The organism is Spirillospora sp. NPDC127506 (assembly GCF_040302145.1).
GTDB lineage: Bacteria > Actinomycetota > Actinomycetes > Streptosporangiales > Streptosporangiaceae > Spirillospora.
Genome location: NZ_JBEORG010000009.1, coordinates 13,124 through 38,084, shown reverse-complemented (window position 1 = coordinate 38,084; position 24,961 = coordinate 13,124). Strand labels below are relative to the sequence as shown.

The 24,961-nt window shown below is 74.4% G+C and carries 25 protein-coding genes; 17 read left to right on the top strand and 8 right to left on the bottom strand.

Features of this window, described 5'->3' with window-relative positions; genetic code table 11:
- Nucleotides 1-14: 14 nt before the first annotated feature.
- Complete coding sequence (locus tag ABTW95_RS11845; RefSeq protein WP_500226249.1) at nucleotides 15-494, bottom strand: SRPBCC family protein; 480 nt, start codon at nucleotides 492-494, stop codon at nucleotides 15-17.
- 111 nt (nucleotides 495-605) lie between these two features.
- On the opposite strand from ABTW95_RS11845, the gene ABTW95_RS11840 reads away from it, so the two are divergent.
- From ABTW95_RS11840 to ABTW95_RS11790, 11 genes are all read left to right on the top strand, one after another.
- Nucleotides 606-1,307, top strand: coding sequence for a TetR/AcrR family transcriptional regulator (locus ABTW95_RS11840; protein WP_500226248.1), 702 nt, complete (start codon nucleotides 606-608; stop codon nucleotides 1,305-1,307).
- Between the two features lie 228 nt (nucleotides 1,308-1,535).
- A complete protein-coding gene (locus ABTW95_RS11835) occupies nucleotides 1,536-2,408 on the top strand; it encodes a hypothetical protein (RefSeq protein ID WP_500226247.1) in 873 nt (290 codons plus the stop codon).
- Between the two features lie 2 nt (nucleotides 2,409-2,410).
- The gene (locus ABTW95_RS11830) at nucleotides 2,411-3,343 is read left to right on the top strand and encodes a hypothetical protein (protein WP_500226246.1); all 933 of its coding nucleotides are present in this window, start codon (nucleotides 2,411-2,413) and stop codon (nucleotides 3,341-3,343) included.
- On the top strand, nucleotides 3,344-4,645 hold the full coding sequence (locus tag ABTW95_RS11825) for a TadA family conjugal transfer-associated ATPase (protein WP_396452131.1): 1,302 nt from the start codon (nucleotides 3,344-3,346) through the stop codon (nucleotides 4,643-4,645).
- Nucleotides 4,642-5,622, top strand: coding sequence for a type II secretion system F family protein (locus ABTW95_RS11820; protein WP_396452132.1), 981 nt, complete (start codon nucleotides 4,642-4,644; stop codon nucleotides 5,620-5,622). Before ABTW95_RS11825 ends, ABTW95_RS11820 begins: the two co-directional genes overlap by 4 nt.
- A complete protein-coding gene (locus tag ABTW95_RS11815; protein ID WP_500226245.1) occupies nucleotides 5,619-6,566 on the top strand; it encodes a type II secretion system F family protein in 948 nt (315 codons plus the stop codon). The genes ABTW95_RS11820 and ABTW95_RS11815 overlap by 4 nt, the downstream gene beginning before the upstream one ends.
- A 37-nt stretch (nucleotides 6,567-6,603) precedes the next feature.
- Nucleotides 6,604-6,825 (top strand): Flp family type IVb pilin, encoded by a 222-nt coding sequence (locus ABTW95_RS11810; RefSeq protein WP_396452136.1) that lies wholly within the window; start codon nucleotides 6,604-6,606, stop codon nucleotides 6,823-6,825.
- A 6-nt stretch (nucleotides 6,826-6,831) separates the two neighbouring features.
- Nucleotides 6,832-7,281 (top strand): TadE family protein, encoded by a 450-nt coding sequence (locus tag ABTW95_RS11805; RefSeq protein WP_500226244.1) that lies wholly within the window; start codon nucleotides 6,832-6,834, stop codon nucleotides 7,279-7,281.
- Nucleotides 7,278-7,721 (top strand): TadE family protein, encoded by a 444-nt coding sequence (locus tag ABTW95_RS11800; protein WP_396452138.1) that lies wholly within the window; start codon nucleotides 7,278-7,280, stop codon nucleotides 7,719-7,721. Before ABTW95_RS11805 ends, ABTW95_RS11800 begins: the two co-directional genes overlap by 4 nt.
- Before the next feature lie 10 nt (nucleotides 7,722-7,731).
- Entirely contained in the window at nucleotides 7,732-8,160 is a 429-nt protein-coding gene (locus ABTW95_RS11795; RefSeq protein ID WP_396452139.1) for a pilus assembly protein TadG-related protein, read from the top strand.
- Nucleotides 8,161-8,221: 61 nt separating this feature from the next.
- The gene (locus ABTW95_RS11790) at nucleotides 8,222-11,344 is read left to right on the top strand and encodes a BTAD domain-containing putative transcriptional regulator (RefSeq protein ID WP_500226243.1); all 3,123 of its coding nucleotides are present in this window, start codon (nucleotides 8,222-8,224) and stop codon (nucleotides 11,342-11,344) included.
- Nucleotides 11,345-11,378: 34 nt separating this feature from the next.
- Here the strand turns inward: ABTW95_RS11790 and ABTW95_RS11785 are convergent, their stop codons facing one another.
- The 4 genes from ABTW95_RS11785 to ABTW95_RS11770 all read right to left on the bottom strand — a co-directional run bounded on the left by ABTW95_RS11785 (nucleotide 11,379) and on the right by ABTW95_RS11770 (nucleotide 15,710).
- Nucleotides 11,379-12,593 (bottom strand): YncE family protein, encoded by a 1,215-nt coding sequence (locus ABTW95_RS11785; protein WP_500226242.1) that lies wholly within the window; start codon nucleotides 12,591-12,593, stop codon nucleotides 11,379-11,381.
- Between the two features lie 85 nt (nucleotides 12,594-12,678).
- Nucleotides 12,679-13,728 carry an NYN domain-containing protein gene (locus tag ABTW95_RS11780; RefSeq protein WP_396452703.1) on the bottom strand — a complete coding sequence of 350 codons (1,050 nt, stop codon included), beginning with the start codon at nucleotides 13,726-13,728 and terminating at the stop codon, nucleotides 12,679-12,681.
- Nucleotides 13,729-13,846: 118 nt separating this feature from the next.
- Nucleotides 13,847-14,089, bottom strand: a complete 243-nt coding sequence (locus tag ABTW95_RS11775) for an acyl-CoA carboxylase subunit epsilon (protein ID WP_396452701.1) — start codon at nucleotides 14,087-14,089, stop codon at nucleotides 13,847-13,849.
- Nucleotides 14,090-14,117: 28 nt separating this feature from the next.
- The gene (locus ABTW95_RS11770) at nucleotides 14,118-15,710 is read right to left on the bottom strand and encodes an acyl-CoA carboxylase subunit beta (RefSeq protein ID WP_396452700.1); all 1,593 of its coding nucleotides are present in this window, start codon (nucleotides 15,708-15,710) and stop codon (nucleotides 14,118-14,120) included.
- Nucleotides 15,711-15,843: 133 nt separating this feature from the next.
- Here ABTW95_RS11770 and ABTW95_RS11765 point away from each other — a divergent pair, with 133 nt between their 5' ends.
- From ABTW95_RS11765 to ABTW95_RS11750, 4 genes are all read left to right on the top strand, one after another.
- Entirely contained in the window at nucleotides 15,844-18,432 is a 2,589-nt protein-coding gene (locus tag ABTW95_RS11765) for a phosphoenolpyruvate carboxylase (RefSeq protein WP_500226300.1), read from the top strand.
- A 21-nt stretch (nucleotides 18,433-18,453) separates the two neighbouring features.
- Entirely contained in the window at nucleotides 18,454-18,789 is a 336-nt protein-coding gene (locus ABTW95_RS11760) for a YciI family protein (protein WP_500226241.1), read from the top strand.
- A complete protein-coding gene (locus tag ABTW95_RS11755) occupies nucleotides 18,786-19,997 on the top strand; it encodes an RNA polymerase sigma factor (RefSeq protein ID WP_500226240.1) in 1,212 nt (403 codons plus the stop codon). Before ABTW95_RS11760 ends, ABTW95_RS11755 begins: the two co-directional genes overlap by 4 nt.
- Before the next feature lie 87 nt (nucleotides 19,998-20,084).
- On the top strand, nucleotides 20,085-20,822 hold the full coding sequence (locus ABTW95_RS11750; RefSeq protein ID WP_500226239.1) for a DUF899 family protein: 738 nt from the start codon (nucleotides 20,085-20,087) through the stop codon (nucleotides 20,820-20,822).
- A 161-nt stretch (nucleotides 20,823-20,983) separates the two neighbouring features.
- Here the strand turns inward: ABTW95_RS11750 and ABTW95_RS11745 are convergent, their stop codons facing one another.
- Nucleotides 20,984-21,757: an enoyl-CoA hydratase/isomerase family protein gene (locus ABTW95_RS11745; protein ID WP_396451752.1), complete on the bottom strand. Its 774-nt coding sequence runs from the start codon at nucleotides 21,755-21,757 to the stop codon at nucleotides 20,984-20,986.
- An 81-nt stretch (nucleotides 21,758-21,838) separates the two neighbouring features.
- On the opposite strand from ABTW95_RS11745, the gene ABTW95_RS11740 reads away from it, so the two are divergent.
- Together ABTW95_RS11740 and ABTW95_RS11735 are read left to right on the top strand one after the other, a co-directional pair.
- Nucleotides 21,839-22,684 carry a biotin--[acetyl-CoA-carboxylase] ligase gene (locus ABTW95_RS11740; RefSeq protein WP_396451750.1) on the top strand — a complete coding sequence of 282 codons (846 nt, stop codon included), beginning with the start codon at nucleotides 21,839-21,841 and terminating at the stop codon, nucleotides 22,682-22,684.
- 123 nt (nucleotides 22,685-22,807) lie between these two features.
- Nucleotides 22,808-23,845: an adenylate/guanylate cyclase domain-containing protein gene (locus tag ABTW95_RS11735; RefSeq protein ID WP_500226238.1), complete on the top strand. Its 1,038-nt coding sequence runs from the start codon at nucleotides 22,808-22,810 to the stop codon at nucleotides 23,843-23,845.
- 51 nt (nucleotides 23,846-23,896) lie between these two features.
- Here ABTW95_RS11735 and bfr read toward each other — a convergent pair whose 3' ends face one another.
- Both bfr and ABTW95_RS11725 read right to left on the bottom strand, forming a co-directional pair.
- The gene (gene bfr / locus ABTW95_RS11730; RefSeq protein ID WP_396451746.1) at nucleotides 23,897-24,394 is read right to left on the bottom strand and encodes a bacterioferritin; all 498 of its coding nucleotides are present in this window, start codon (nucleotides 24,392-24,394) and stop codon (nucleotides 23,897-23,899) included.
- Between the two features lie 101 nt (nucleotides 24,395-24,495).
- On the bottom strand, nucleotides 24,496-24,813 hold the full coding sequence (locus ABTW95_RS11725) for a (2Fe-2S)-binding protein (protein ID WP_396454881.1): 318 nt from the start codon (nucleotides 24,811-24,813) through the stop codon (nucleotides 24,496-24,498).
- Nucleotides 24,814-24,961: the final 148 nt, after the last annotated feature.

Genomic DNA, 24,961 nt, shown 5'->3' with positions numbered 1-24,961 from the left:
GGGCGCGAGCGCCGCTACGGCCGGGCTCGGTTCCCGATGTGGGAGTTCAGGGCGGCCAGGCGGGCCTCGTGGCCGGCGCGGAGCTTGTCCGGGCCGTAGATGAGGCGGACGAGCGGGCCGTCCAGCGATTCCTGGAGGGTCACGCGGGTGCCTCCGCGCTCCGGCGCCAGCACCATGCGGTCCACGGCGCGGTAGAAGCCGAGGAAGCTGCCCGTCCAGCTCAGCTCGCGCTCAGGGGCGACCACGGCGAAGCGGGAGCGCAGCGGCGTGCCGTTCTGGCTCCAGCGGAACTCGCGGCCCGGTTCGACGGCGTCCAGGGCGCGCAGCCTGAAGCCGGGCGCCCACGCCTCCCAGCCGCGCAGGTCGGCGAGGACGTCCCACACCCGGGCCGGCGGCGCGTCGATCCACGTGCTGGACGTGTTGGTGACGGGCGCGGCCTCGTCGATCCGGCCGCGCAGCGCGTACTCGTCGTGCAGGGTCGCCAGGTCCGGCATGGCCGCCTCCTTGGTTCAGTGCTCTGTGGCGAGAGCGATGCTCTCTCATGAGAGCACCGATGTCAAGAGCAGTGCTCTCGGTTCAGTGCCCCGCTCTGTTAGTCTCGGACCATGAGCGCAGGTCGTACGGCACGGGAACGGGTCCGGGCGGAGCTGATCCGGGAGATCACCGAGATCGCGAGGCGGCAGCTGGCGACGGCCGGCGCGGCGGGGCTGTCGCTGCGCGCGGTCGCCCGCGAGATGGACATGGTGTCGTCGGCGATCTACCGGTACTTCCCGAGCCGCGACGACCTGCTGACCGCGCTGATCATCGACGGCTACAACGCGGTAGGGGAGGCCGTCGAGCGGGCCGACGCGAAGGCCGCCGCGGGCGACTTCGCCGGGCGGTGGCTCGCGGTGTGCCGGGCGGTCCGGGAGTGGGCGCTGGAGCACCCGCACGAGTACGCCCTGCTGTACGGGTCGCCCGTGCCCGGCTACAAGGCGCCGCAGGACACCGTCCCCGCCGCGATGCGCGACACGGTCGTGTTCACGCGCATCGTCACCGAGGCCCACGCCGCCGGCGCGCTCGACCCCGCGGGCCCGTGCCCGCCGGCGCCGCCTTCGATCGCCGCCGACCTGGCCCGCGCGCGCGACGCGCTCACCATGGACCTCCCCGACGACGTAATCGCCCGCGCCTTTACCGCATGGGCCGGTTTGTACGGGACGGTCAGTTTCGAAGTGTTCGGGCAATTCAACGGTGTGATCGAGGAACGGGCCGCCTACTTCGACCACTCGGTGGCCCTGCTCGGCCGCCTCATCGGCCTGAAACCGTGACGGCGCGGGCGCTCCGGAGGTGTCCAGCATGTGGTCAGTGACGGATGTGACTGGTGGTAAGTGACCATGTGATCAATGAATTCGCAGGTCACCGCGGTTCGGCCGGATATGGGACGGCTTGACTCGACCGAATCCATTGACGTGACCTTGCCGACCCCGCAAGCATGGATCGCTCGGTGTCGCGGAATCCCGCAGGACGGGGTCCGGCGGGAGGGCGGGAAGGAGCGCGTGGGCAGCGCGATGAAGGCCAACCAGTCGACCGTCTCCGGCGGTGGCGCGGCGGGCTCGCCCGGCGGTGCGGCGGGCCTCGGCCGGTCGGGGCTCGGCACCTCCGGGGGGCAGCGGCTCCCCAGCTCGCCGCGCGAGCGCAAGCCGGCGCTGGCGGCGCTCGCGGTGCTGCTGATCCTCGGCGGCGCCCTCGCCAGCGCCTACCTGGTGATGGCGAGCGGCGAGCGGGTGTCGGCGATCCGCGTGGCGCAGCCGGTCGCGGCCGGGCAGCCGATCCCGGCGAGCGCCCTGGAAGAGGTGCAGATCGGCGACACCGGGATCCAGTACCTCGCCTGGTCGGAGCGGGAGAGGGTGACCCGGTACATCGCGGCCGTCCCGCTGGTGAAGGGCGCGCTGCTGACCAACGGCATGATCAGCCCGGAGAGCGCGCCGGAGAACGGGCGGGTGATCGTCGGGCTGGCGCTCAAGGTCGGCCAGATGCCGTCCGCCAAGGTGATCGAGGGGAGCCGCGTCGCGCTGTACGCGGTCGGCGGCGGGCAGAACGGCGGCCCGCGCGCCGGGACCGTCCTCGCGCAGGACGCCGTCGTGGTCGCCGTCGGAGCCGCGGACGACGGCGGCCCCACCCGGCTGCGCTCCGACCAGACCAGCGTGGACGTCGCCGTCCTGCCCGCGGACGCGGCGCAGGTGACGCAGGCGGCGTCCGCCGGAGCGGTCGCGATCGCGCTGATCCCGGCCGGGACGAAGGCGGCCGCGCCGTCCGGGAAGCCCGCCGGCGATGAGCCCGGAGGCGGCGTCGACCCCGTCCCGGGCGGCACGCCGAACCCGAACACGCAGGGGCCGGGCACGCAGGGCCAGGGCACGGGCGGGTACTGACGGTGGCACTCATCGCGCTCGCGGCCGACAAGGGGGCGCCGGGCGTCACGACCGCGGCGGTCGCGCTCGGCGCCGTGTGGCCGCGTCCCGTGCTGGTCGCGGAGTGCGACCAGGCGGGCGGGGACCTCGTGTACCGGCTGCCCGCCGCCCCGCCGGACGGCGGCGACGGGGACGGCGGCATGCTCAACCCGTCCCGCGGGCTGCTCAGCCTCGCCGCGACGGCCCGCCGCGGCCTGCGCCCGGACCAGATCGCCGAGCACTGCCAGCGGCTCGTCGGCGGCCTCGACGTGCTCGTCGGGATCACCAACGCCGAGCAGGCGCAGGCGATGACGTGGCTGTGGGGGCCGCTCGGCCGCGCGTTCGCCGGGCTCGCCCCGGTGGACGTGATCGCCGACTGCGGGCGGCTCGGCGCCGGCACCCCGCTGATCGAGCTGCTGCGCGAGGCCGACATGGTCGTCCTGCTCACCCGCGCCACCCTCGAACAGGTCGCCCACCTGCGCGAGCGCGTCGCCGCGCTGACCGGGGAGCTGCGCGGCGGCCCGCCGATCGGGGTGCTCGTGCTCGCCGACCCGCGCGACTTCCGCGGCTCGGTCGCCGAGGTCGACCGCATCGTCGCCGGAACGCGCGGCCGCGGCCAGGCGGCCGACCCGGCGCAGGGCCCGCCGCCGCCCGGGGTGACCGTCCTCGGCGGCCTGGCGCTCGACCCGAAGGGCGCCGACCTGCTGTCCGGCCGGTGGGGCGGGCGGCTGGACCGGTCGCTGCTGATCCGGTCGGCGCGCGAGGTCGCCGCCGACCTCACCGGGCGGCTCGCCGCCGCCGCGCCCGCCGCGCCGCCTTCCGCACCGCCTTCCGCACCGCCCGGCGGGCCGCTCTCCGCGCAGCCCCCGGGGGCGGCCCCGCACGTTCCGGCCGGCGTCCCGCAGGAGGGGAGGTAGATGGACCACGGGCTCGTCAAGCGCCTCCGCCAGGAGGTCGGCGACCGGCTGGCGCAGCAGCGCCGGCTGGACGCGGCGAACGGCCTGCCGCCGATGTCCGGGGAGGACGAGCGGCAGTTCGCCCGCGCGCTCATCGGCCAGGTGCTGGAGGAGTACGCGCGCGGCGAGATCACCTCCGGGCGGCGCCCGCCGAACGCCGAAGAGGAGGAGGCGCTCGCCGCCGGCGTGCACGCGGCGCTGTTCGGCGTGGGCCGGCTCCAGCCGCTGCTCGAAGACCCCGAGATCGAGAACATCGACATCAACGGCTGCGACCGGGTGTTCATCGGCTACGCCGACGGCCGCGAGGTGATGGGCGAGCCGGTCGCCGAGAGCGACGAGGAGCTCGTCGAGCTGATCCAGATCCTCGCCGCCTACAGCGGGCTGTCGTCGCGCCCGTTCGACACCGCCAACCCGCAGCTCGACCTGCGGCTCCCGGACGGGTCCCGGCTGTCGGCCGTGATGGACGTGACCGTCCGCCCCGCGCTGTCGATCCGGCGCGCCCGCCTCGGCAAGGTGTTCCTCGCCGACCTGGTCGGCAACGGCACGTTCACGCCGGAGCTGGGGCAGTTCTTCCGCGCCGCCGTGCTCGCCCGCAAGAACATCATGATCGCGGGCGCGACCAACGCGGGGAAGACGACGCTGCTGCGCGCGGTGGCCAACGAGATCCCGCCGCACGAGCGGCTCATCACCGTCGAGCGCGCCCTCGAGCTCGGCCTGGACGCGTTCCCCGAGCTGCACCCGAACTGCGTCGCGTTCGAGCAGCGCCTGCCGAACTCCGAGGGGCAGGGCGCGATCTCGATGGCGGAGCTGGTCCGCCGGTCGCTGCGCATGAACCCGTCCCGGGTGATCGTCGGCGAGGTCCTCGGCGACGAGATCGTCACCATGCTGAACGCGATGACGCAGGGCAACGACGGGTCGCTGTCCACCATCCACGCGAACTCGTCGGTGGAGGTCTTCAACCGCGTCGCCACGTACGCGATCCAGTCGGAGGAGCGGCTGCCGGTCGAGGCGACGCACATGCTGATCGCGGGCGCGATCGACTTCGTCGTGTTCATCGAGAAGCGCAACGACTACGCGTCCGGGGGGCGGCTGCGCCGCTTCGTGTCCAGCGTCCGGGAGGTCACCGGCGTGGACGGGCGGGTCCTGTCGTCGGAGGTGTTCGCGCTCGGGCCGGGCGGCTACGCCGTCCCGTCCGCGCCGATCTCCTGCGCCGCCGATCTGGCCGAGCACGGCTACGACCCGTCGGCGGGAGGTGGCTGGTGACGTACGCGCCGGACGTCCTGCTCGCGATCGCCGCGGGCGCCGCGGCCGGCGGCGGGCTCCTGCTGCTGGCCGTCGCGCTGCGCGGGCTGCCCGCCCGCACGCGGCCGGCGCGCGGGCGCAGCCGCGAGGACCTCGTCCGCACCCTCACCACCCGCACCGCCGTCGCCGTGATCACCGGCTTCCTCGTGCTGGTCGTCACCCGGTGGCCGATCGCCGCGGCCGGCACCGGCGCGCTCGTCCTCGCCTGGGACGGGCTGGCCGGCGGCGCCGCCGAGGAGCGGCGCGGCATGGCGCGCCTGGAGGCCCTCGCCGGCTGGACGGAGTCGCTCCGCGACACGATCGCCGGCGCGGTCGGCCTCGAACAGGCGATCCCCGCCTCGCAGCGCGCCGCCGCGCCCGCCCTGCGGGAGCCGCTGCGGCACCTCGTCGACCGGCTGCACACCCGGGTCCCGATGCCGGAGGCGCTGCGCCGGTTCGCCGACGACCTGGACGACCCGTCCGCCGACCTGGTGATCGCCGCGCTGATCCTGAACGCCAAGCTGCGCGGCCCCGGCCTGCGCGACATGCTCGGCGCGCTCGCGACGTCCGCCCGCGCCGAGCTGGACATGCGGCGCCGCGTCGAGGCCGACCGGCGCGCCACCCGGCGCAGCGTCCGCATCGTCGTCGCCGTCTCCGTCGGGACGGCCCTCGCCCTCGCCGTGTTCAACCACTCCTACGTCGAGCCGTACGACGACTTCCTCGGGCAGCTCGTCCTGTGCGTCGTGGTCGCCCTGTACGGGGCGGCGTTCCTGTGGCTGCGGCGGCTCTCGCGGTACGAACTGCCGAGCCGGTTCCTCAGCGAGCCGCGCAGGCCGGCCGAACCGGGCGTGCCCGGCGAGGTGCCGAGCACGGTCGCCGGCTGGCAGGGCGGCGAGCAGCGGGAGCTCCCGCTGCGCGGCCGGCACACCATGGACGCCGGAGGGGGTGGCGCGCCGTGAACGCCGCGATGATCGCGGGCGCGGTCGTCGGCCTCGGCCTCTACGTCCTCGTCCGGGCGCTGTTCCCGGCGCGGCCGGGCCTCGCCGCCCGGATGGCCGCGCTCGACGCCGCCCGCCGCCGCGACCTGGAGGAGCAGCAGCTCGGCCGGCCCGGGGCCGCCGGGGCGCGGGGGCGCGGCACGGCGCCCGGGTTCGAGCGGGCCGGCCGGATGCGCGCCAAGGTCGGCCGGGAGCTGGCCCGGTTCTGCGAGGCGCGCGGCTGGCAGCTCCGGTCGGTCCGCGCCGACCTCGCGATCACCGAGCGGTCGCTGGAGGCGTTCCTCGCCACGAAGTTCCTGCTGCCCGCCGCCGCGCTGCTGTTCATCCCGCTGATCGTCGCGTACTTCACGCTGCTCGGGCTCGGCTCGTCCGTCGCCGTCCCCGCGTGGATCTGCGTGCTGTTCGCCGCGCTGTTCTTCTTCTTCCCCGACATGCAGCTCCGGCAGGAGGCGCAGGCCCGCCGGCAGGACTTCCGGCACGTCGTCGGCGCGTTCCTCGACCTCGTCTCGATGAACCTGGCGGGCGGGCGCGGCGTCCCCGAGGCGCTGATGACCGCGGCGGGCGTCGGCGAGGGCTGGGCGATGCTCCGCATCCGCGACGCCCTGTCCAACGCCCGCATCACCGGGCAGACGCCCTGGCAGTCGCTCGGCCGGCTCGGCGAGGAGCTCGACATCGCCGAGCTGCGCGACCTCGCCGGGGCGCTCGCGCTCGTCTCCGACGACGGCGCGCAGATCCGCAAGTCCCTCGCCGCCCGCGCCGCGTCCATGCGCAGCCGGGAGCTGTCGGAGCTGGAGGGCAAGGCCGGCGAGCGGTCCCAGTCGATGCTCGTCGCGCAGCTGTTCCTGTGCGCCGGATTCCTGATCTTCCTCGCCTATCCGGCCCTGATGCGGGTGCTCGCGTCATGACCCCAGGGCCCGCCCGAACCCCCGTGGAGGTGTCTGGATGAATCCGCTCAACCCCCTGAACGATCCCGCCGTCGCCTATCTGCGCGCCGTGCTCGGCGCCCGGCTGGCGCGGCTGCGCGCCGAGGAGGAGCGCAGCCGCGGCGCGTCCGCCATCGAGTGGGCGATCATCACCGCGATCCTCGCGCTGATCGCGATCACCATCGGCGCGGTGATCCAGAAGAAGATCCAGGACAAGGCCAACAGCATCAACACGGGCTGAGCGGCGATGCGGGCCCGGCAGCGCCTCGCGTCCCGGCCGCGGTCGGACGCGGGGGTCTCGTCGATGGAGTGGGCGATGCTCACCCCGATCCTCATCCTGGTGATGCTCGTCGTCGTGCAGTTCGCCATGGTCTTCCACGCCCGGCACGTGGCGCTGGCCGCCGCGCAGGCGGGCGCCCGCGTCGCGCGGACGTCGCCGGTCGGCGGCGGCTGGGAGGGCGCGGCGTCCGCGAAGGCGACCGGGTCGGTCCGCGAGATCGGGCCGGACCTGCTGAGCGGCCTGCAGGTGCGGGTCGGCGAGGAGAACGACGAGCGGTGGGTGGAGGTCAGCGGCGAGGCGGTCCAGGTCGTCCCGTTCATGACGTTCCACGTGTCGCAGCGCTCGCAGGGGCCGATCGAGTGCTTCCGCCCGGACGTCGGGTCGGGCACCGCCTGCCAGCGGGGGGCCGGCCGGTGAGGGACCGCGGATCGATGTCGCTGGAGATGGTGATCGTCACGCCCGTCTTCGTCGCGTTCCTGCTGTTCCTCGCGGGCGCCGGGCGGATGGTGGACGCGAAGGGCCAGGTGGACGGCGCGGCCCGGGACGCCGCCCGCGCCGCGTCCATCGCCCGCAGCCCCGGATCCGCGCGGGACCTCGCCGCCGACACCGCCGCCGCCGGGATGCGCGGCACCGGCTGGTGCTCGGGCGGCCCCCGCGTCCAGACCGACGTGTCCGACTGGGGGCCGGGCGGGCGCGTCGGCGTGACCGTCACCTGCGACGTCGACCTCGGCGACCTCGCGTTCATCGGGCTGCCCGGCAGCAAGCGCCTGCAGGGCCACGCGATCGCGCCCGTCGACACCTTCACCGACCGGGGGACGGACGCGGGCGGCGCCGACGACCCGGGAGCCGCGCCATGAGGACCGCGCCATGAGGACCGCCGGCCGCGGCGACCGCGGCACCATCGCCATGTACACGGTGCTGTTCACGCCGGTGGTCCTGCTGCTCGCCGGGCTGCTCGTGGACGGCGGCCTGGCCATCCACGCCCGGCAGCGCGCCGCCGACATGGCCGAGCAGGCCGCCCGCGCGGGCGCGAACCAGATCGACACCGACGCGCTCCGCGAGACCGGCGAGCCCGTCCTCGATCCGGGCCGGGCCAGGGCGGCGGCGTGCGACCTGCTCGCCGCCTACCCGGACGAGGTCACCGCGTCGCGGTGCGACGCAGACGAGCAGGAGGTCGCGGTCACCGTCCAGATCAGCGTGAAGCCGCAACTGCTCGGGATCATCCCCGGCTTCGGCGAGTTCCAGCTGACCTCCGGCGCGACCGCCCGCCCGGTCACCGGAGGAAATGGGCCGTGATCGAGCGCGAGAACGGATTTACGATGAGGGCCACGTCCGGGGAAACGGCAGGGACGCGATGGTGACGCGGCAGGATCGGCGAACGCCCGTCCGGGTGAACGGGCGCCGCAGCGCGGGCGACGTCCTGGCCGGGATCGGCGCGGTCATCGCGCTGGCCGCGCTGGTGATCGGCGTCCCGTTCGCGCTGCTGGCGCTGTTCGGGTCGCCGCTGCCGGACCACGTGCCGGCGGCGTCCGACCTCACGCGGAAGATCGGCCCCGGCTCGCTGATCGCGATCCTGGTGGCGCTGGTGTGGCTCGCCTGGCTGCAGCTCGCGGTGTGCGTCGCCGTCGAGCTGTACGCGGGGATCCGCGGCGTCGGCGTCCCCGCGCGGGTGCCCCTCGCGGGCGGGACGCAGTCGCTCGTGCACCGGCTCGTCGTGGCGGCGCTGCTGCTGTTCACCGCCACCACCACGATCATGCCCGCGTTCTCCGCGGGCGGGCTGGCGCAGCGCCCGCCGGTCCAGGCGCGGATGCAGCCGCAGGCGGCGTCGTTCCACCAGGTCCCGGACGCGCCCGAGCACCGGGCCGCCGACCGGGTCGCCGACGACCTCGCCGCCGACCCCGTCGAGAAGTCCGCCACCACGAAGATCTACCGGGTGCAGCCCCCGGAGGGCCGCCACCACGAGAGCCTGTGGGAGATCGCCGAGAAGTGCCTCGGCGACGGCCGCCGCTACAAGGAGATCTTCGCCCTCAACAAGAACCACATCCAGCCGGACGGGACGCGCCTGACGATCGCGAGCCTGATCCGCCCCGGCTGGATCCTGGAGATGCCGGCGGACGCCAAGGGCGCGAAGGTCATCCCGGCCAAGGACCTGCACGACTACTTCCGGTACGGGCACGCCGTCCCGGACGAGCCGGACAAGCCCGCGCCCGACCCCGACCCGGCGCCGAAGCAGCCGGCGCCGCCCCCGGCCGCGGAGGCCCCGCCCGCGTCACCGGAACCGCCGGCGTCGCACACCCCGGCACCCGAGCACAGCCCCGCCCCGGAGCAGAGCCAGGCGCCCGAGCAGACCCAGGCCCCCGAGCAGACCCCCGCCCCCGAGCAGAGCCAGGCGCCCGAGCAGAGCCCCGCCCCCGAGCAGAGCCAGGCGCCCGAGCACAGCCCCGCGCCTGAGCAGAGCCACGCCCCCGAACAGAGCGCGCCCCAGGAGTCCGAGCCCGCGCATCCGCCCGCGCACGGGAGCGGGCCGTCCAGCGAGATGGGCGGCGGCGCCGGCACCGGCGGCGCGGAGGTTCCCGGCGGAGGCTCGCCGCGGCACGAGGAGACCGGCGCGGGGTTCGACGTCGGCTGGCCGCAGGGCCTCGCCGCGGCGTCGCTGATCGCCGCCGGGCTGCTCGCCGCGCTCGGCCGGCGCCGCCGCACCCAGCTGTGGCACCGCGCGTTCGGGCACATGGTCGTCCGGCCGGAGGGGGAGGCGGCCGAGGCGGAGCGGGCGCTGCGCATCGGCGCCGACGACGACGCGGCCAGGCTCCTCGACCTCGGGCTGCGGCACATGTCGAAGTCCATGGCGGCGGGCGGCCGGGCGCTGCCCACCGTCTACGGGGTGCATCTCGGGCGCGGCAGCCTCGACCTGTGGATCGCGCCCGCCGACCGGAACCCGCCCGCCCCCTGGCAGGCGTTCGACGACGGCCAGGTGTGGCGGCTGCGCGGCGACGCGCTGCCCATGCTGGAGGCGGCCGACCTCGGCGACGTCCTCGCCCCCTACCCGGGCCTGGTGTCGATCGGCACGAACGCCAACGGCCGCATCCTCGTCGACCTGGAGGCGGCGCACGGGCTGATCGCGATCCGCGGCCCCGCGGACGTGCGCCGCGCCGCGCTGTCCGCGATCGCGCTGGAGCTGGCCACCAACCGCTGGTCCGACCACATGCGGATCACGCTCGTCGGGTTCGACGCGGAGCTGGGCGAGGGCCTCGCCGAGATCGCGCCGGACCGCGTCCGGTCCGCGCCGACGCTCCAGGACGCGCTGCCGGAGCTGGAGGGGCGCAGCGAGGAGGTGCGGCAGGCGCTCGCCGCGTCCGGCGTCGACTCGGTGCTCACCGGGCGCTGCCGCGGCGTGTTCGGCGAGGCGTGGATGCCGCACTACCTGATCATGGCGGACCGGCCGGACGAGCGGGAGGCCGACCGGCTCGTCGCGCTCGCCCGCACCGGCACCCGGATGGCCGCCGGGTACATCGTCCCCGGCGACGTGCAGGGCGCCACCTGGACGTGGGACGTCGACGCCGCCGGGCGGCTGCAGGCCGGCGTGCTCGGCTTCGACGTCGACGCGCAGCTCGTCCGCGACGACGACTACCGCGGTGTGTTCGAGCTGTTCCGCACGGCGGGCCGGCTGGACTCGGTGCGGCTCCCCGGCCTGGCCGGCGGCGCGGAGCCGCCGACCGCGCAGCAGTCCTCGGTCGACATCCGGCTGCTCGGCCCGATCGAGATCGAGGCGCCCGGGCCGATGGACGAGAGCCGCCGCGCGCTCTGCACCGAGCTGCTGGTGTACCTCGCCGCGCACCCGGAGGGCGTCCACCCGACGGTGCTGTCCGGCGCGATCTGGCCGCGCGGCGTCAGCGCGGGCGTCCGCGACGCGTGCGTGGCGCGCGTGTCGGACTGGCTCGGCCGGGACGCGCGGGGCCGCCCCAACCTGTACTACGACGAGCGCGGCCGGATCCGGCTCGGCTCGGAGGTGCGGGTCGACATCGCCGCGTTCCGCTGGCTGGTGTGGCGGTCGGCGGCCGAGCCCGCGTCCGAGACCGCCTACATGGCGTACGCGCTGGACCTGGTCCGCGGCCCGCTGCTCGCCGACCGGCCGCGCGGCCGGTACGGGTGGCTCGCCGGCCACGAGCTGGAGTACGAGATCCCCGCGCGGATCATCGACGTCGCGCACCGGCTCGTCGTGCTGCGGCTGGAGGAGGGCGACCCGCGCGGCGCGGTCGGCGCGGCCCGCGCCGGGCTGCGGCTCGCGCCCGACGACGAGGGCCTGTGGCGCGACCTGCTCCGCGCGACGCACGCGACCGGCGACGTCGCGCAGGTGCGGGTCGTCGTGGACGAGTTGCGCGCCCGCCTCGCCCGCGACCCGTACCTCGACCAGCTCCAGCCCGAGACGGAGGCCCTGGTGGAGGAGCTCGTCCCCGACTGGCACCGCGTCGGCTCCCGCTAGCGGCAGGGGTTCCCGCCGGCGGCGGAGGCTCCCGTCAGCGGTAGAGGCCGGTGCCGCCGAGCGAGTAGCGGCCCGGCTGAGGATGGACGCACAGCCCGGACGGGCGGCCGCCGACCCGGACCCTGCGGACGACGCGCCCCGTCCGGGTGGACACGGCGTAGACGAGCCCGGCGGGGTCGGCGAGCCACAGGGCCGTCCCGTCGGACGACACCCCGCCCGGCACGGGCGAGCCGCCGCCGGGCAGCGGCCAGCTCGACACGACCCGCCGCGTGCGGAAGTCGACGGCGGTGAGCGTGCCGCCGCCCACGACGAACAGCCGCCGCGCGTCCCGGCTGATCGCGAGGCCGCGGGCGCCCGGCGCGGTCGGGACGAACCCCAGCGGGGCGAACCGCCGCGCGTCGACCAGCCACACGCCGCCCTTGGCCGCGTCCGCGACGTAGAACACGCCGCCGTCGGGCGACAGCCGCAGGTCGCCGGGCCTGGCCCCGCCGGGGAGCCGGATCGTCCCGGCGACGCGGCGGGCGGTGAGGTCGACGCGGGCCAGCGCGCCCGCGGCCGTGCACGTCGCCACCAGGGAGGCGCCGCCGAGCGCGAAGTCGGCGTGGCCCGCCGAGCACGGCATGGGCACCGACGCCCGCGGCGCCATCGTGCGCGGGTCGCGGACGTCGATGCGCCGCGGCCGGCGCGCCGGGACGAGCGCGTCCCGGCCGTCCGGCGTGAAGTAGAGGCCGGCGGGGGCGGCGACCTCGACCGGGCGCCCGCGCCGCCCCACCGGGACGATCCTGCCGTGCGCGCGGTCGACGGCCCACAGCCGCCGCAGATCCCACGACGGCACGACCCGCGACGCCGCCGCCCCGGCCCGGAGCCGCCCGGTGACGCGCGCGGCGGCGGGGTCGATGACGTCGATCACCTGCCCGTTCGCGACGTAGACGCGCGGCGGCAGCCCGCGCGCCCGCGGCGCGATCATCCCGGGGCCGGTCGCGGCGTAGACCCGGCCGCCGGCGGGCGCGACCGGCACCGCGCCGTCCGCGGCCGGCGGGTCCTGCGCCGCCGTGCGTTTCGCGTCCGGCGGGACGCTCAGGTAGGGCGCGGGGCCGCCCAGCCCGACCACCGGGTCGTCCGGGGACCGCTCGCCGGGCCGGTGGAACGCGACGGGCGACTCGCACCCGGCGAGGACGCCGCAGCTCAGCGCGAGGACCGCGGCGGACACGGCCGCGGCGGCCCGAGGTCGTCGCTCGTCAGATCCCACGCGCGGTCACCCCCATTACGGCGGGGACCTTACCGAGAGATGACGCGCAGTGCCCGGCTAATCGCCAAACGTGTTCGCGGAGCGGTCAGCCGGACTTGCCGATGCCGATGCCGAACTCGCGGTAGACGCGCTCCCAGAAGCCGTCCCGCAGCCAGGTGCGGGCCTCCTGGTAGGGGCGCAGCGACGAGCCGAGCTCCTTCTCGGCCTCGATCAGCAGCTCCTTGTCGATGACCGGCGGCAGGATCGGGCCGGGCAGCAGGTCGCGGATGTTGTCCCGGCCCCGCTCGAAGATCCACTTCTGCGCGACGTGCTCGCCGATCTCCAGCATGTGGTCGCGGTCGGGGCCGAGCTTGCCGTCGGCCTGGGCGGCGTTCATCGACGCGGCCACCGTGGCGGGCGTCACCGCGCCGGTCACCGGGACGGCGGTGCGGACGGCGCCGGGCGCCGGCTTGACCGACGGCGGCTTGCCGGCGAACACCTGGGACGGGGACGGGACGGGGTTCGCGCGCTGCGCGGCGGCCGCGGCGTCCTTGATGGCGGCGGCGCTGCCCGGCGCGGGCACCGGCAGCACCTTGGCCTTGGTGAAGTACGGGCGGAGGAACTCGGCGGGCAGCACCTCGACGGTGTCGGACTCCCACACCAGCCACTCGGCCTGGTTGGAGCCGTGCGTCGGCTCGACCCCCCACAGGTGCACGCGGACGCCGTAGCGCTGGGCGGCCTCCACGGCGGGCAGCATGTCCTCGTCGCCGGCCAGCAGCACCGCGTCGGTGATCGCGCGGTGCCGGGCGAGGGCCTCCAGGTCGGCGCGCAGCTGCGCGTCCACCCCCTTCTGCTGGCCCTGCGCGTTCAGGTTGCCGAGCCGCAGCTTCACCAGCGGCAGGTTGGCGATCACGCGCTGGTCGACCGTGGGCTGCTTCTTCGGCGCGGCGTCGAACCAGTACACCCGCAGCAGCTCGCCGCGCCGCTGCTCGTCGGCGTGGTCGGTCAGGGCCTTGATCAGCTTCTCCGCGGCGACCCGGTACTCGCGCCGGGACCCGCAGCCGAGCAGCAGCGCACCGGAGGCCGCGTAAAGGTATCCCGCGTCGACGAAGATCGCGTATCGCGCGGGCTGGGCAACGTACTCCGAGGTGGCCATGGCCTTCCACCTTATTCGTGCGAAGCGCCCCGCTGGGCGCGAACCACGGTTAGATGTGGCTCGTGGCGGCCCTGCGGGGGTCTGCGCGGGTGTCCGGCCCGGCGGCCGACGGCGCAGGTCAGCGGGGCAGGGCGCTGGCCCGCCAGGCGCCCGGGCCGCGCGGCCCGGGGTCGCCCGCGAACGTCCCGCGGACGAGCCGGGACCGGTCCGCCCACCTCGACGGACGGGCCGCGCCCGCGCCGTCCCGCGCCGCGGCGGCGGCCCGGGCGCGGGCGGTCAGCACGGCGACGAGCGCCGCGATCTCCTCCGGGGTCGCGTCGCCGCGGACGATCCGCAGGTGCGGCCTCTGCTCGGCGTTCATGAAATCCGGCCTTCCGGGCGTGTCCGCCTCACAGCGGGATGTTCCCGTGCTTCTTCGGGGGCAGCGTCGCGCGCTTGTCGCGCAGCGCCCGCAGCGCCCGCACCACCTGGCCGCGCGTCTCCGACGGCTTGATGACGTTGTCGATGTAGCCGCGCTCGGCCGCGATGTAGGGGTTGGCGAGCGTGTCCTCGTACTCGGTGATCAGCTCGGCGCGGCGGGCGTCCGGGTCGTCGGCGGCGGCGAGCTCGCGCCGGTACAGGATGTTGACCGCGCCCTGCGCGCCCATCACCGCGATCTGCGCGGTCGGCCACGCCAGGTTGATGTCGGCGCCGAGGTGCTTGGAGCCCATGACGTCGTACGCGCCGCCGTACGCCTTCCGCGTGATGATCGTGACGAGCGGGACGGTGGCCTCGGCGTAGGCGAACAGCAGCTTCGCGCCGCGCCGGATGATGCCGTTCCACTCCTGGTCGGTGCCGGGCAGGAAGCCGGGGACGTCCACGAACGTCAGCACGGGGATGTTGAACGCGTCGCAGGTCCGGACGAACCGGGCCGCCTTCTCGGACGCGTCGATGTCGAGCGTCCCGGCGAACTGCATCGGCTGGTTCGCCACGACGCCGACCGAGCGGCCCTCGACCCGCCCGAACCCGACGATGATGTTCGGCGCGAACTGCTCCTGGACCTCCAGGAACTCGCCGTCGTCCAGCACCCGCTCGATGGCGGTGTGCATGTCGTACGGCTGGTTCGGGGAGTCGGGGATGAGGGCGTCGAGCTCCTCGTCCAGCTCGGTGACGTCCACCGGCGCGTCGAACGCGGGCGGGTCCGACAGGTTGTTGGACGGCAGGTAGGACAGCAGCGCCTTGACGTACTCGATCGCGTCGTCCTCGTCGGACCCCTGGTAGTGGGCCACGCCGGACCGGGAGTTGTGCGAGTGCGCGCCGCCCAGCTCCTCCATCGTCACCTCTTCGCCGGTGACGGTCTTGATCACGTCCGGTCCGGTGATGAACATGTGGGACGTCCGGTCGACCATGACGATGAAGTCGGTGATCGCCGGCGAGTACACCGCGCCTCCCGCGCACGGCCCCATGACCAGCGAGATCTGCGGGATCACCCCGGAGGCGTGCACGTTCCGCTTGAAGATCTCGGCGTACAGGCCGAGCGCGACCACGCCCTCCTGGATCCGCGCGCCGCCGGAGTCGTTGATCCCGATGACCGGGCAGCCGGTCTTGAGCGCGTGGTCCATCACCTTGACGATCTTCTCGCCGAACACCTCGCCGAGGGACCCGCCGGAGACGGTGAAGTCCTGGCTGAAGATCGCGACCGGGCGGCCGTCCACCGTCCCGTACCCGGTGACGACGCCGTCGCCGTACGGGCGGTTCTTCTCCATCCCGAAGTTGGTGGAGCGGTGCCGGGCCATCTCGTCGAACTCCACGAACGAGCCGGGGTCGAGCAGCGCGTCGATCCGCTCCCGGGCCGTCATCTTGCCCTTGGCGTGCTGCTTCTCCACGGCGCGCGCCGAGCCGGCGTGCACCGCCTCGTACCGGCGCCGCTCCAGGTCCGCGATCTTTCCCGCCGTGGTGTGGACGTCGTAGTCCACGGGGGGTTCAGGGGCTTCCGTCGCCATGCGGGCCAGGGTAACCGCACGCTGATCCGGCGGGTCCGGCCGGGTGCCGGTGACCGGGACGCGGCCCCGCGCCCGCGCCGCTCGTTAGGCTTGGCGGGTGGCTACGAAGACGCGTGACACCTTTCGGCAGGACATGCCCGAACCGCTGCGCCGCGACGTGCGGCTGCTGGGCGCGATGCTCGGCGACTCCCTCGTGGAGTACGGCGGGAAAGGGCTGCTGGACGACGTCGAGCGGCTCCGCCACGCGGTGATCGCGGCGCGCCGCGGCGAGACGGGCATCGAGGAGGTCGCCGCGCTCGTCGACGGCTGGTCGCTGGAGCGCGCCGGCCAGGTCGCCCGCGCGTTCACCGTCTACTTCCACCTGACGAACCTCGCCGAGGAGCACCACCGCATCCGGACGCTGCGGGAGCGCGACCGCGGCGGCGCCGTCCCCGGCTCCGTCGCCGCCGCGGTCGAGCAGATCGAGGCGTCCGGCGACGGCCGCCTCGACGCGATCATCGAGGGCCTGGAGTTCCGGCCCGTGTTCACCGCGCACCCGACCGAGGCGCGGCGCCGCGCGGTGGTCACCGCGATCCAGCGGATCAGCGACCTGCTCGCCCACCTGAACGAGGAGACCGGCGCGTCCGAGCGCGAGGAGACCGAGCGCAGCCTCCGCGAGGAGATCGACCTGCTGTGGCGGACGGCGCTGCGCCGGCACACCCAGCTCGACCCGCTGGACGAGGTCCGCACCGCGATGGCCGCGTTCGACGAGACGATCTTCCGGGTCGTCCCGCACATCTACCGCTCCCTCGACCGGGCGCTCGACGGCGGCCGCACCGGCACCCGCCCGCCGAAGGCCCGCCCCTACCTGCGGTTCGGCAGCTGGATCGGCGGCGACCGCGACGGCAACCCCTACGTCACCGCGCAGGTCACCCGGGACGCGATCATGATCCAGGCGGAGCACGTCCTGCGCGCCCTGGAGAACGCGTGCGCCCGGATCGGCCGCGAGCTGACCGTCCACGAGATCACCACGCCCGCGTCCGGGGAGCTGCTGGACGTCCTCGCCGCCGCGCGCACCGCGCACCCGAGGCTGATCGCCGAGATCGGCAAGCGGTCGCCGGGCGAGCCGCACCGCCAGGTGCTGCTGCACGCCGCCGCCCGCATCGCCGCGACCCGCGAGCGCGACGCCGACCTGGCCTACGCGTCCCCGGACGAGCTCCTCGCCGACCTGCGCGCCGTGCAGGACTCCCTCGCCGCCGCCGGCGCGGTGCGCCAGGCGTACGGCCGCGTCCAGCAGCTGATCTGGCAGGTCGAGACGTTCGGCTTCCACCTCGCCGAGCTGGAGATCCGCCAGCACTCGGAGCTGCACGAGCAGGCCCTGGAGGAGGTCCGCGCGGGCGGCCCCCGCTCGGAGATGACGGAGGAGATCCTCGAAACCCTCCGCGTGGTGGCCTGGATCCAGGGGCGCTTCGGCGTCCGCGCCTGCCACCGCTACATCGTCTCCTTCACCCGCTCCGCCGAGGACGTGGCCAACGTGCACGCCCTCGCCGAATCCCTCGGCGACGGCGCGCCCGTCCTGGACGTGATCCCCCTCTTCGAGACCGGCGAGGACTTGGAACGCGCCCCGTCCGTCCTGGACGGGATGCTGGAGATCCCCGCCGTCCAGCGCCGCCTGGACGAGACCGGCCGCCGCATGGAGGTCATGCTCGGCTACAGCGACTCCGCCAAGCAGCTGGGCCCGACCACCGCCACCCTCCGCCTCTACGACGCCCAGGAGGCGCTGGCCGCGTGGGCGGCCCGCCACGACATCAGGCTCACCCTCTTCCACGGCCGGGGCGGCTCCCTCGGCCGCGGCGGCGGCCCCGCCAACCGCGCCATCCTGGCCCAGGCCCCCGGTTCGGTCGCCGGCCGCTTCAAGGTGACCGAGCAGGGCGAGGTCATCTTCGCCCGCTACGGCCACCGCCAGATCGCCCGCAGGCACGTCGAGCAGGTCACCAGCGCCGTCCTGCTCGCCTCGACCGATCCCGTCCAGGACCGCGCCCGCGAGGCCGCCGCCCGCTTCCGCCCGCTCGCCGACAAGATCAGCGAAGCGGCCAGGACGGCGTTCCGCGCGCTCATCGAAACCGACGGCTTCGCCGTCTGGTTCGCCCAGGTCAGCCCGCTCGAAGAGATCTCCGAACTCCGGATCGGCTCCCGCCCGGCCCGCCGCAAGGCCGCCCGCGGCCTGGAGGACCTGCGCGCCATCCCCTGGGTGTTCGCCTGGACGCAGACCCGCGTCAACCTGCCCGGCTGGTACGGCCTGGGCAGCGGCCTCGCCGCCGTCTCCGACGACGGCCGCGACCTCGCCGAGCTGCGCGAGGCGTACGAGGCGTGGCCGCTGTTCAACACCCTGCTCGACAACGCCGAGATGAGCCTCGCCAAGTCCGACCGCGCGATCGCCGAGCGCTACCTGGCCCTGGGCGAGCGCCCCGAGCTGTCGGAGACCGTGCTGGCCGAGTACGACCGCACCCGCCGCCTGGTCCTGGCGGTGACGGGCCACGAGCGCCTCCTGGAGAACCGCCGCGTGCTCTCCCGGGCGGTCGAACTCCGCAACCCCTACGTGGACGCCCTGTCCCACCTGCAGCTGCGGGCCCTGAAGGCGCTGCGCGCGGGCGTGGAGAACGAAGAAGAACGAGCCCACCTGGAAGACCTGCTCCTGCTCTCGGTCAACGGCGTGGCCGCCGGCCTCCAGAACACCGGCTGACTTGGGGGCAGAATCGGCTGCATGAAGTATGCGCTGCTGATCTGCGATGACGAGAAGGTCTCGCCGTCCAACGAGGAGATCGAGGCCGATCCCGTGCACCGGGCCTGGGCGGACGACCTGGAGCGGCGGGGCGGCAAGCTCTTCGGCGTGCGGCTGCGTCCGGTGGTGGACGCCACCACGGTCCGGGTCCGCGACGGCGAGACCCTCGTCTCGGACGGTCCGTTCGCCGAGACGAAGGACTTCGTCGGCGGTTTCGTGATCGTCGACTGCGCGGACCTGGACGAGGCGATCCAGATCGCCGCCGGGCATCCGTACGCGCGCTGGGGCGGCGTCGAGGTCCGCCCCGTCTGGGAATGACCGCGCCGGACGACGTCCGGACGGCGATCGACGCCGCGTACCGGGACGAGTGGGGCCAGGTGGTCGCGACCCTGATCGGCCTGACCGGCGACTGGGACCTGGCCGAGGACTGCGCCCAGGACGCGTTCGCCGCGGCCCTCACGACGTGGCCGCGCGACGGCGTCCCGCGCCGTCCCGGCGCCTGGCTCACCACCGCGGCCCGCAACCGCGCGCTCGACCGGCTCCGCCGCGATGCCGCGGGCGCCGCCAAGCTGCGCCGGCTCACGGTGACGGGCGACCCCGGGGCGGCTGACGAGGACATCCCGGACGAGCGGCTACGGCTCATCTTCACCTGCTGCCATCCGGCGCTGCCGTTCCCCGCCCGGGTCGCGCTCACCCTGCGCACGCTGGCCGGGCTGAGCACCGCCGAGATCGCCCGCGCCCTTCTGACCGCCGAGTCGACCCTGGCGCAGCGCCTGGTCCGCGCGAAGCGGAAGATCCAGGAGGCCGGCATCCCGTACAGGGTCCCGCCCGCCGAACTGCTCCCGGAGCGGCTCGCCGCCGTCCTCGTCGTCCTCTACCTGATCTTCAACCAGGGCTATGACGAGCCGGATCCGCAACGCGACCTGACCGCCGAGGCCATCCGCCTGGCCCGGACCCTCGTCCGGCTGATGCCCACCGAACCGGAACCGCGCGGCCTGCTGGCCCTCATGCTCCTGCACGAGGCCCGGCGCGCGACGCGCACGCGGGACGGCGTCCTGGTCACGCTGGAGGACCAGGACCGCTCCCGCTGGGACCAGGTGCTGATCGCCGAAGGCGTGACAACGCTCGACAAGGCGCTGACCAGGCGGAAAGCCGGTCCCTATCAGCTGCAGGCCGCCATCGCCGCCTGCCACGCCACCGCGCCCGACCCGGCGGGCACGGACTGGCCGCAGATCAAGGCCCTGTACGGCGAACTGGCGAGGCTGGCGCCGTCCCCGGTCGTGGAACTCAACCGCGCCGTGGCGATCGCCATGGCGGACGGCGTCCCGGCCGGCCTGGCCCTCGTCGACGAACTCGCCGCGTCCGGGCGTCTGGCCGGATACCACCTCCTGCCCGCGACCCGCGCCGACCTGCTCCGCCGGGCGGGCCGCATAACCGAAGCCAGAGCTGCCTACGAAGAGGCCCTGCAACTGGCGCCGACCGAAGCTGAGCGCCGCTTCCTGGCGAAACGTCTCCGCGAGCTCTGATCCGAACTTTTTTCTCGGCGATGTCGATCCCGGGCGGATGCCCTTCGTCGGTGGGGTGAAGGTCCGCCGAGAGGAAGGGTAGATCCCATGAGCACCCACACGACACAGCCGATGCCCGACGTGGTCGACCGGGCCGCCTTCCAGGCCGAACTGGACGCGCTCCGCGTCCGGGAGAAGGCGCACACCCGCGCGGGCGACGCGATCGCGGCGGCCCGCCGGCGGCTGCCGATGGTGGAGGTGGACGCGAAGACCCCGCTGATCGGCCCGGACGGCCCCGTGACCCTCCTCGACACGTTCGAGGGCCGCCGCCAGCTGATCGCGTACTACATGATGTGGTACACCGGCCGTCCCGCCATCGAGCAGTGCGAGGGCTGCACGTACTACAACGGGCAGGTCCGCGAGCTGTCCAGCCTGCACGCGGCGGACATCACCTATGCGACGTTCTGCCAGGGCCCGTACGACGAGAGCGTCCGCTACCGCGACTTCATGGGCTGGACCATGCCCTGGTACTCCGCCCAGGACTCCGCCGAGACCCTGCTGACCGGACGCAAGGCCGGCATGTTCCACCTGGTCTGCTACCTACGCGACGGCGACCGCGTCTTCGAGACCTACTGGACGAACGGCCGCGGCGTGGAAGCGATGGACATCGCCTACTCCCTCATGGACATGACCGTCTACGGCCGCCAGGAGAACTGGGAGGACTCACCCGCCGGCTGGCCCCGCGACGGCTCGGACAAGGCCGGCTTCTTCCGCACCGATGGCCGCCCCACCGCCCAGCTGCCGCGCCTGGCAGCCGGTCACTCCGACGACCTCACCCCCGCCTGATCGACCGCCACAGCCGGAAGAACCTCGCGTAGGGCGAGTTGCTCAGGGGCGGCAGGGAGACGGCGTGGCACTGCGGTCATGAGGTAACGCAGTGCCACGCCGCCTCAGAGAGCTGCCGCCGGTTCTCCCGGATGCGGGAGGCCGGTCCCGGCAAAGACGCTTTAGGCATCCCAGTTGGGTTTGCGCTTTTCGGCGAAGGCGGCGACGCCCTCGCGGCGGTCCGGGGAGAAGGCGGCGGTGCGCCAGGCGTTCTCCTCCAAGTCCAGGCCGGCGTCGAGGCTGACGCCGGCGCCCTGGCGCAGGGCGCGCTTGGCGGCGCGGACGGCGATCGGGGAGTTCTGCGCGATCTGGCCGGCGAGGGCCAGGGCTTCCTCGCGGGCGGCGCCGGCCGGGACCTTGCGGTCGACCAGGCCGATGGCGAGGGCCTCGTCGATGCCGAGGCGGCGGCCGGTGAAGACCAGGTCGGCGGCCTTGCCGGGGCCGAGGCGGCGCAGCGCGAGCTGGGTGCCGCCGCCGCCGGGGACGAGGCCGACGCTCACCTCGGGCAGCCCGAACACGGCGGTCTCGTCCGCGACGATCAGGTCGGTGGACAGGGCGAACTCGCAGCCGCCGCCGAGCGCGTAGCCGTGCACGGCCGCGATGACCGGCTGGGGCAGGTTCAGGACGCCGCCGAAGGCGGCGCGGAAGACCGGGCGCTGCGCGAGGATCTCGTCGTCGGTCATCGCGTTGCGTTCCTTGAGGTCCGCGCCGACGCAGAACGCCTTCTCGCCCGCCGCGCTCAGCACGACGGCGCGGACGGCCGCGTCCGATGAGACCTCCGCGCAGACGTCGGCGAGGCGCCTGGCCATCGCCGTCGACAGGGCGTTGAGGGCCTCGGGCCGGTCCAGCACGATCTCCGCGACGTTCCCGTCGCGCCGCAGCGTCACACCATCCATAGGTCGCACCCTAACGACCGGGGGACGCCTTCCCTGACGGGCGGCCCCAAGATCGCGGCGGCTTTGGGGTTGGATGGGGGTGTGGACTCACCTTACGGGGACCTCGACCGGCCGCCGCTGCACGAGCGGGCGCTGCAGCGGGCGCTCGTCCGGGACGGCGGGCTGTGGCGGGAGGTCCGGGTCGTCGCCGAGACCGGCTCCACCAACGCCGACCTCGCGGCGCGGGCGAAGGAGGGCGCGCCGGAGGGGACGGTGCTGGTCACCGAGCTGCAGACGGCGGGGCGGGGACGTCTCGGCCGGGTGTGGACGGCGCCGGCGCGGTCCGGGCTGGCGTTCTCGATGCTGATGCGGCCCGCCGTGCCGGTGCCGCGGCTGGGGTGGGCGTCGCTGCTGACGGGCGTCGCGGTCGCCACGGCCGTGCGGAGAATGACCGCCTGGTCGCAGACGGGTGCCCGGTTCCTCGGCGACGCGGCGGACGTGGCCGTCGACGCCCGGCTCAAATGGCCCAACGACGTGCTCGTCGGGGACCGGAAGCTCGCCGGGATCCTCGTGGAGAAGGTCGAGGACGGCCTCGTGATCGGGGTCGGGCTGAACGTGGGGCTGCGGGAGGACGAGCTGCCGGTGCCGACCGCGACGTCCCTGGCGATCGAGGGCGCGCCGCTGAGCGACCGTGCGCCGCTGCTGCGCGCGATCCTGCGCGAGTTCGCCACCTGGTACCGGGAGTGGACGGCGCTGGGCGGTGATCCGGAGACCAGCGGGCTGCGTACCGCCTACCGGGACCTGTGCTCCACGCTCGGACGCCAGGTCAGGGTGGAGATGCCCGGCGGCGAGCGGCTGACCGGGACGGCGCGGGACGTGGACGGGACGGGGCGCCTGGTGGTCGGGGACAGCGCGATCAGCGCCGGCGACGTGGTGCACGTCCGGTGAACGGGGAACGAGGATCGGCCGTCCGCGCGTTGACTCGATTGCTGATCTGCGACGATATGTCCTGGTACCTAGTCATGACGCCGCCGCCCCCGCACCGGGCGGCGGCGGACTGAGGGGCGGAGAATGGCGGCCGGATTGCCCGATCCGAAGGAGATCGAGGAGCTCCTGCTCGGCGGCGAGCTGCGGTACAACCGCGTCCAGGCCGTCCAGCGCGCCGGGGTCTCCCGCGACTTCGCCGGCCGGATCTGGCGGGCGTTCGGCTACCCGTCCATGCCGGACGACACCGTCGCCTACACCGAGGGCGACGTCGCGGCGCTGGACCGGCTCCGCAAGCTCGTCGACGACGGGATCCTCGACGAGGACGGCGTGATACGGCTCGTCCGGGCCTACGGGCAGACGATGACGCGGCTCGCCGAATGGCAGGTCAGCCTCCTGCGCAGCACGCTCGCCACGGACCCGCACGACACGCCGTCCGCCGAGGCGGTCGACACGGTCGTGGACATCGCCGAGAAGCACATCGGCGAGTTCGAGCCGCTGGTCGTGCACGCCTGGCGGCGCCAGCTCGCCGCGGCCGGGACGCGGGCGCTGGCGGGCGCGGCGACCCGGGAGAACGGCGACCCGGCGGGCCGCCCGATGACCACCGTCGGCTTCGCCGACATGGTGTCGTTCACGCAGGTCAGCCGGGAGCTGGAGGAGATCGAGCTGGCCCGGGTGGTGGAGTGGTTCGAGGAGACCGCCGCCGACATCATCGCCTCCTGCGGCGGGCGGCTGGTCAAGACGCTCGGCGACGAGGTGCTGTTCAGCGCGGAGGAGCCGCGGGTCGGCGCGGAGATAGCGCTGACGGTGGCGGCGGCCATCCAGGACGAGACCGAGGTCCCCGACGTCCGGGTGGGCGTCGCGCACGGCCCCGTCCTGCCGCTGATGGGGGACGTGTTCGGGACGACGGTCAACCTGGCCGCCCGGCTCACCTCGCTGGCCCGGCCGGGCTCGGTCGTGATCGACGGCGAGCTGGCCGCGCGGCTGGAGAACGACCCGGCCTACCAGGTGACGCGGATCGTGCGGCGCCCGGTCCGCGGCCTCGGCATCGTCCAGCCGTACGTGCTGCGCCGCCGGACCGGGCCGGACCCGGAGCCCGCCGAGGGGAAGGCGCCGGCTCGGTAGGCGCCGATTCGGTAGGCGCCGGCTCGGTGGGCGCCGGTTCAGGGCGCCGGTTCAGTAGGCGCTGGGGCCGCTCTCGGTGGGGGAGTCGGTGAGGCGCTGCAGGTAGTTCTGCTCGCCGAGCGCCTGGACGAGGCTCAGCTCGGTCTCCAGGTAGTCGATGTGCTCCTCCTCGTCGGCGAGGATGTCCTCGAAGAGCCGCGCGGACGTGACGTCGCCGCGCGAGCGCATCAGCTCGATGCCGGGGCGCAGCCGCGCCACGGCCTCCATCTCGATCTCCAGGTCGGCCTTGAGCTGCTCGAGGACGGTCTGCCCGATGCGCAGCGTGCCGATCTTCTGGTAGTTGGGCAGTCCCTCCAGGAACAGGATCCGGTTGGTGAGCCGCTCCGCGTGCCGCATCTCGTCGAACGACTCGTCGCGGGTGTGCTTCGCCATCCGGAGGAAGCCCCAGTTCTCCTGCATCTTGGAGTGCAGGAAGTACTGGTTGATGGCGGTGAGCTCCGCGGTGAGCTGCTCGTTCAGCAGCGCGATGATGTCCTTGTCGCCTTCCATGGCGCCCATGCTGTCACGCGCGCACAGTTGAGGACAGCACTAACCCCCGCACGGTGCATGTCCGCCCCTGTGGCGGGCCGTGCGGGTGTGCTGGACGGCGCTCAGGCGGCGGTCGGCGGGGCGGCTCCCTCGGCGGTGATGTCCGTGACGGCCGGCGGGGCGGGCGCGGACGGTTCGGAACGCTCGGCCGGGCGGGGCTCCGGGGCGGCCATGAGGGCGAGCGGGCCGCCGGTCAGGGCGTCCGCCAGCTCGTTCGCCGTCCGGTACTCGCTGACCATGGTGTAGATGCGCTTCGTGCACATGCCGCACCCGGGCTTGAAGCCGCACGCGGCCTTGACGGCCTTGGCGGTCGCGCAACCGCTCGCCATGCAGCCGTGAACGTCATCCTCGGTGATGGCGTTGCAGATGCAGACGTACATGCGGCTAGGAGCCTTCCGTGCGGCGGGAAGCTGGCTCGGGCGCACCCGACCCCGGTCTTAGGGCGCCCTTATTGAGGTAAGGCAAGCCTAAGATAGCTCAGGTATGTCCGTTCTGGCCAGTGGGCTCCCAATCGGTGTGATCCACCCC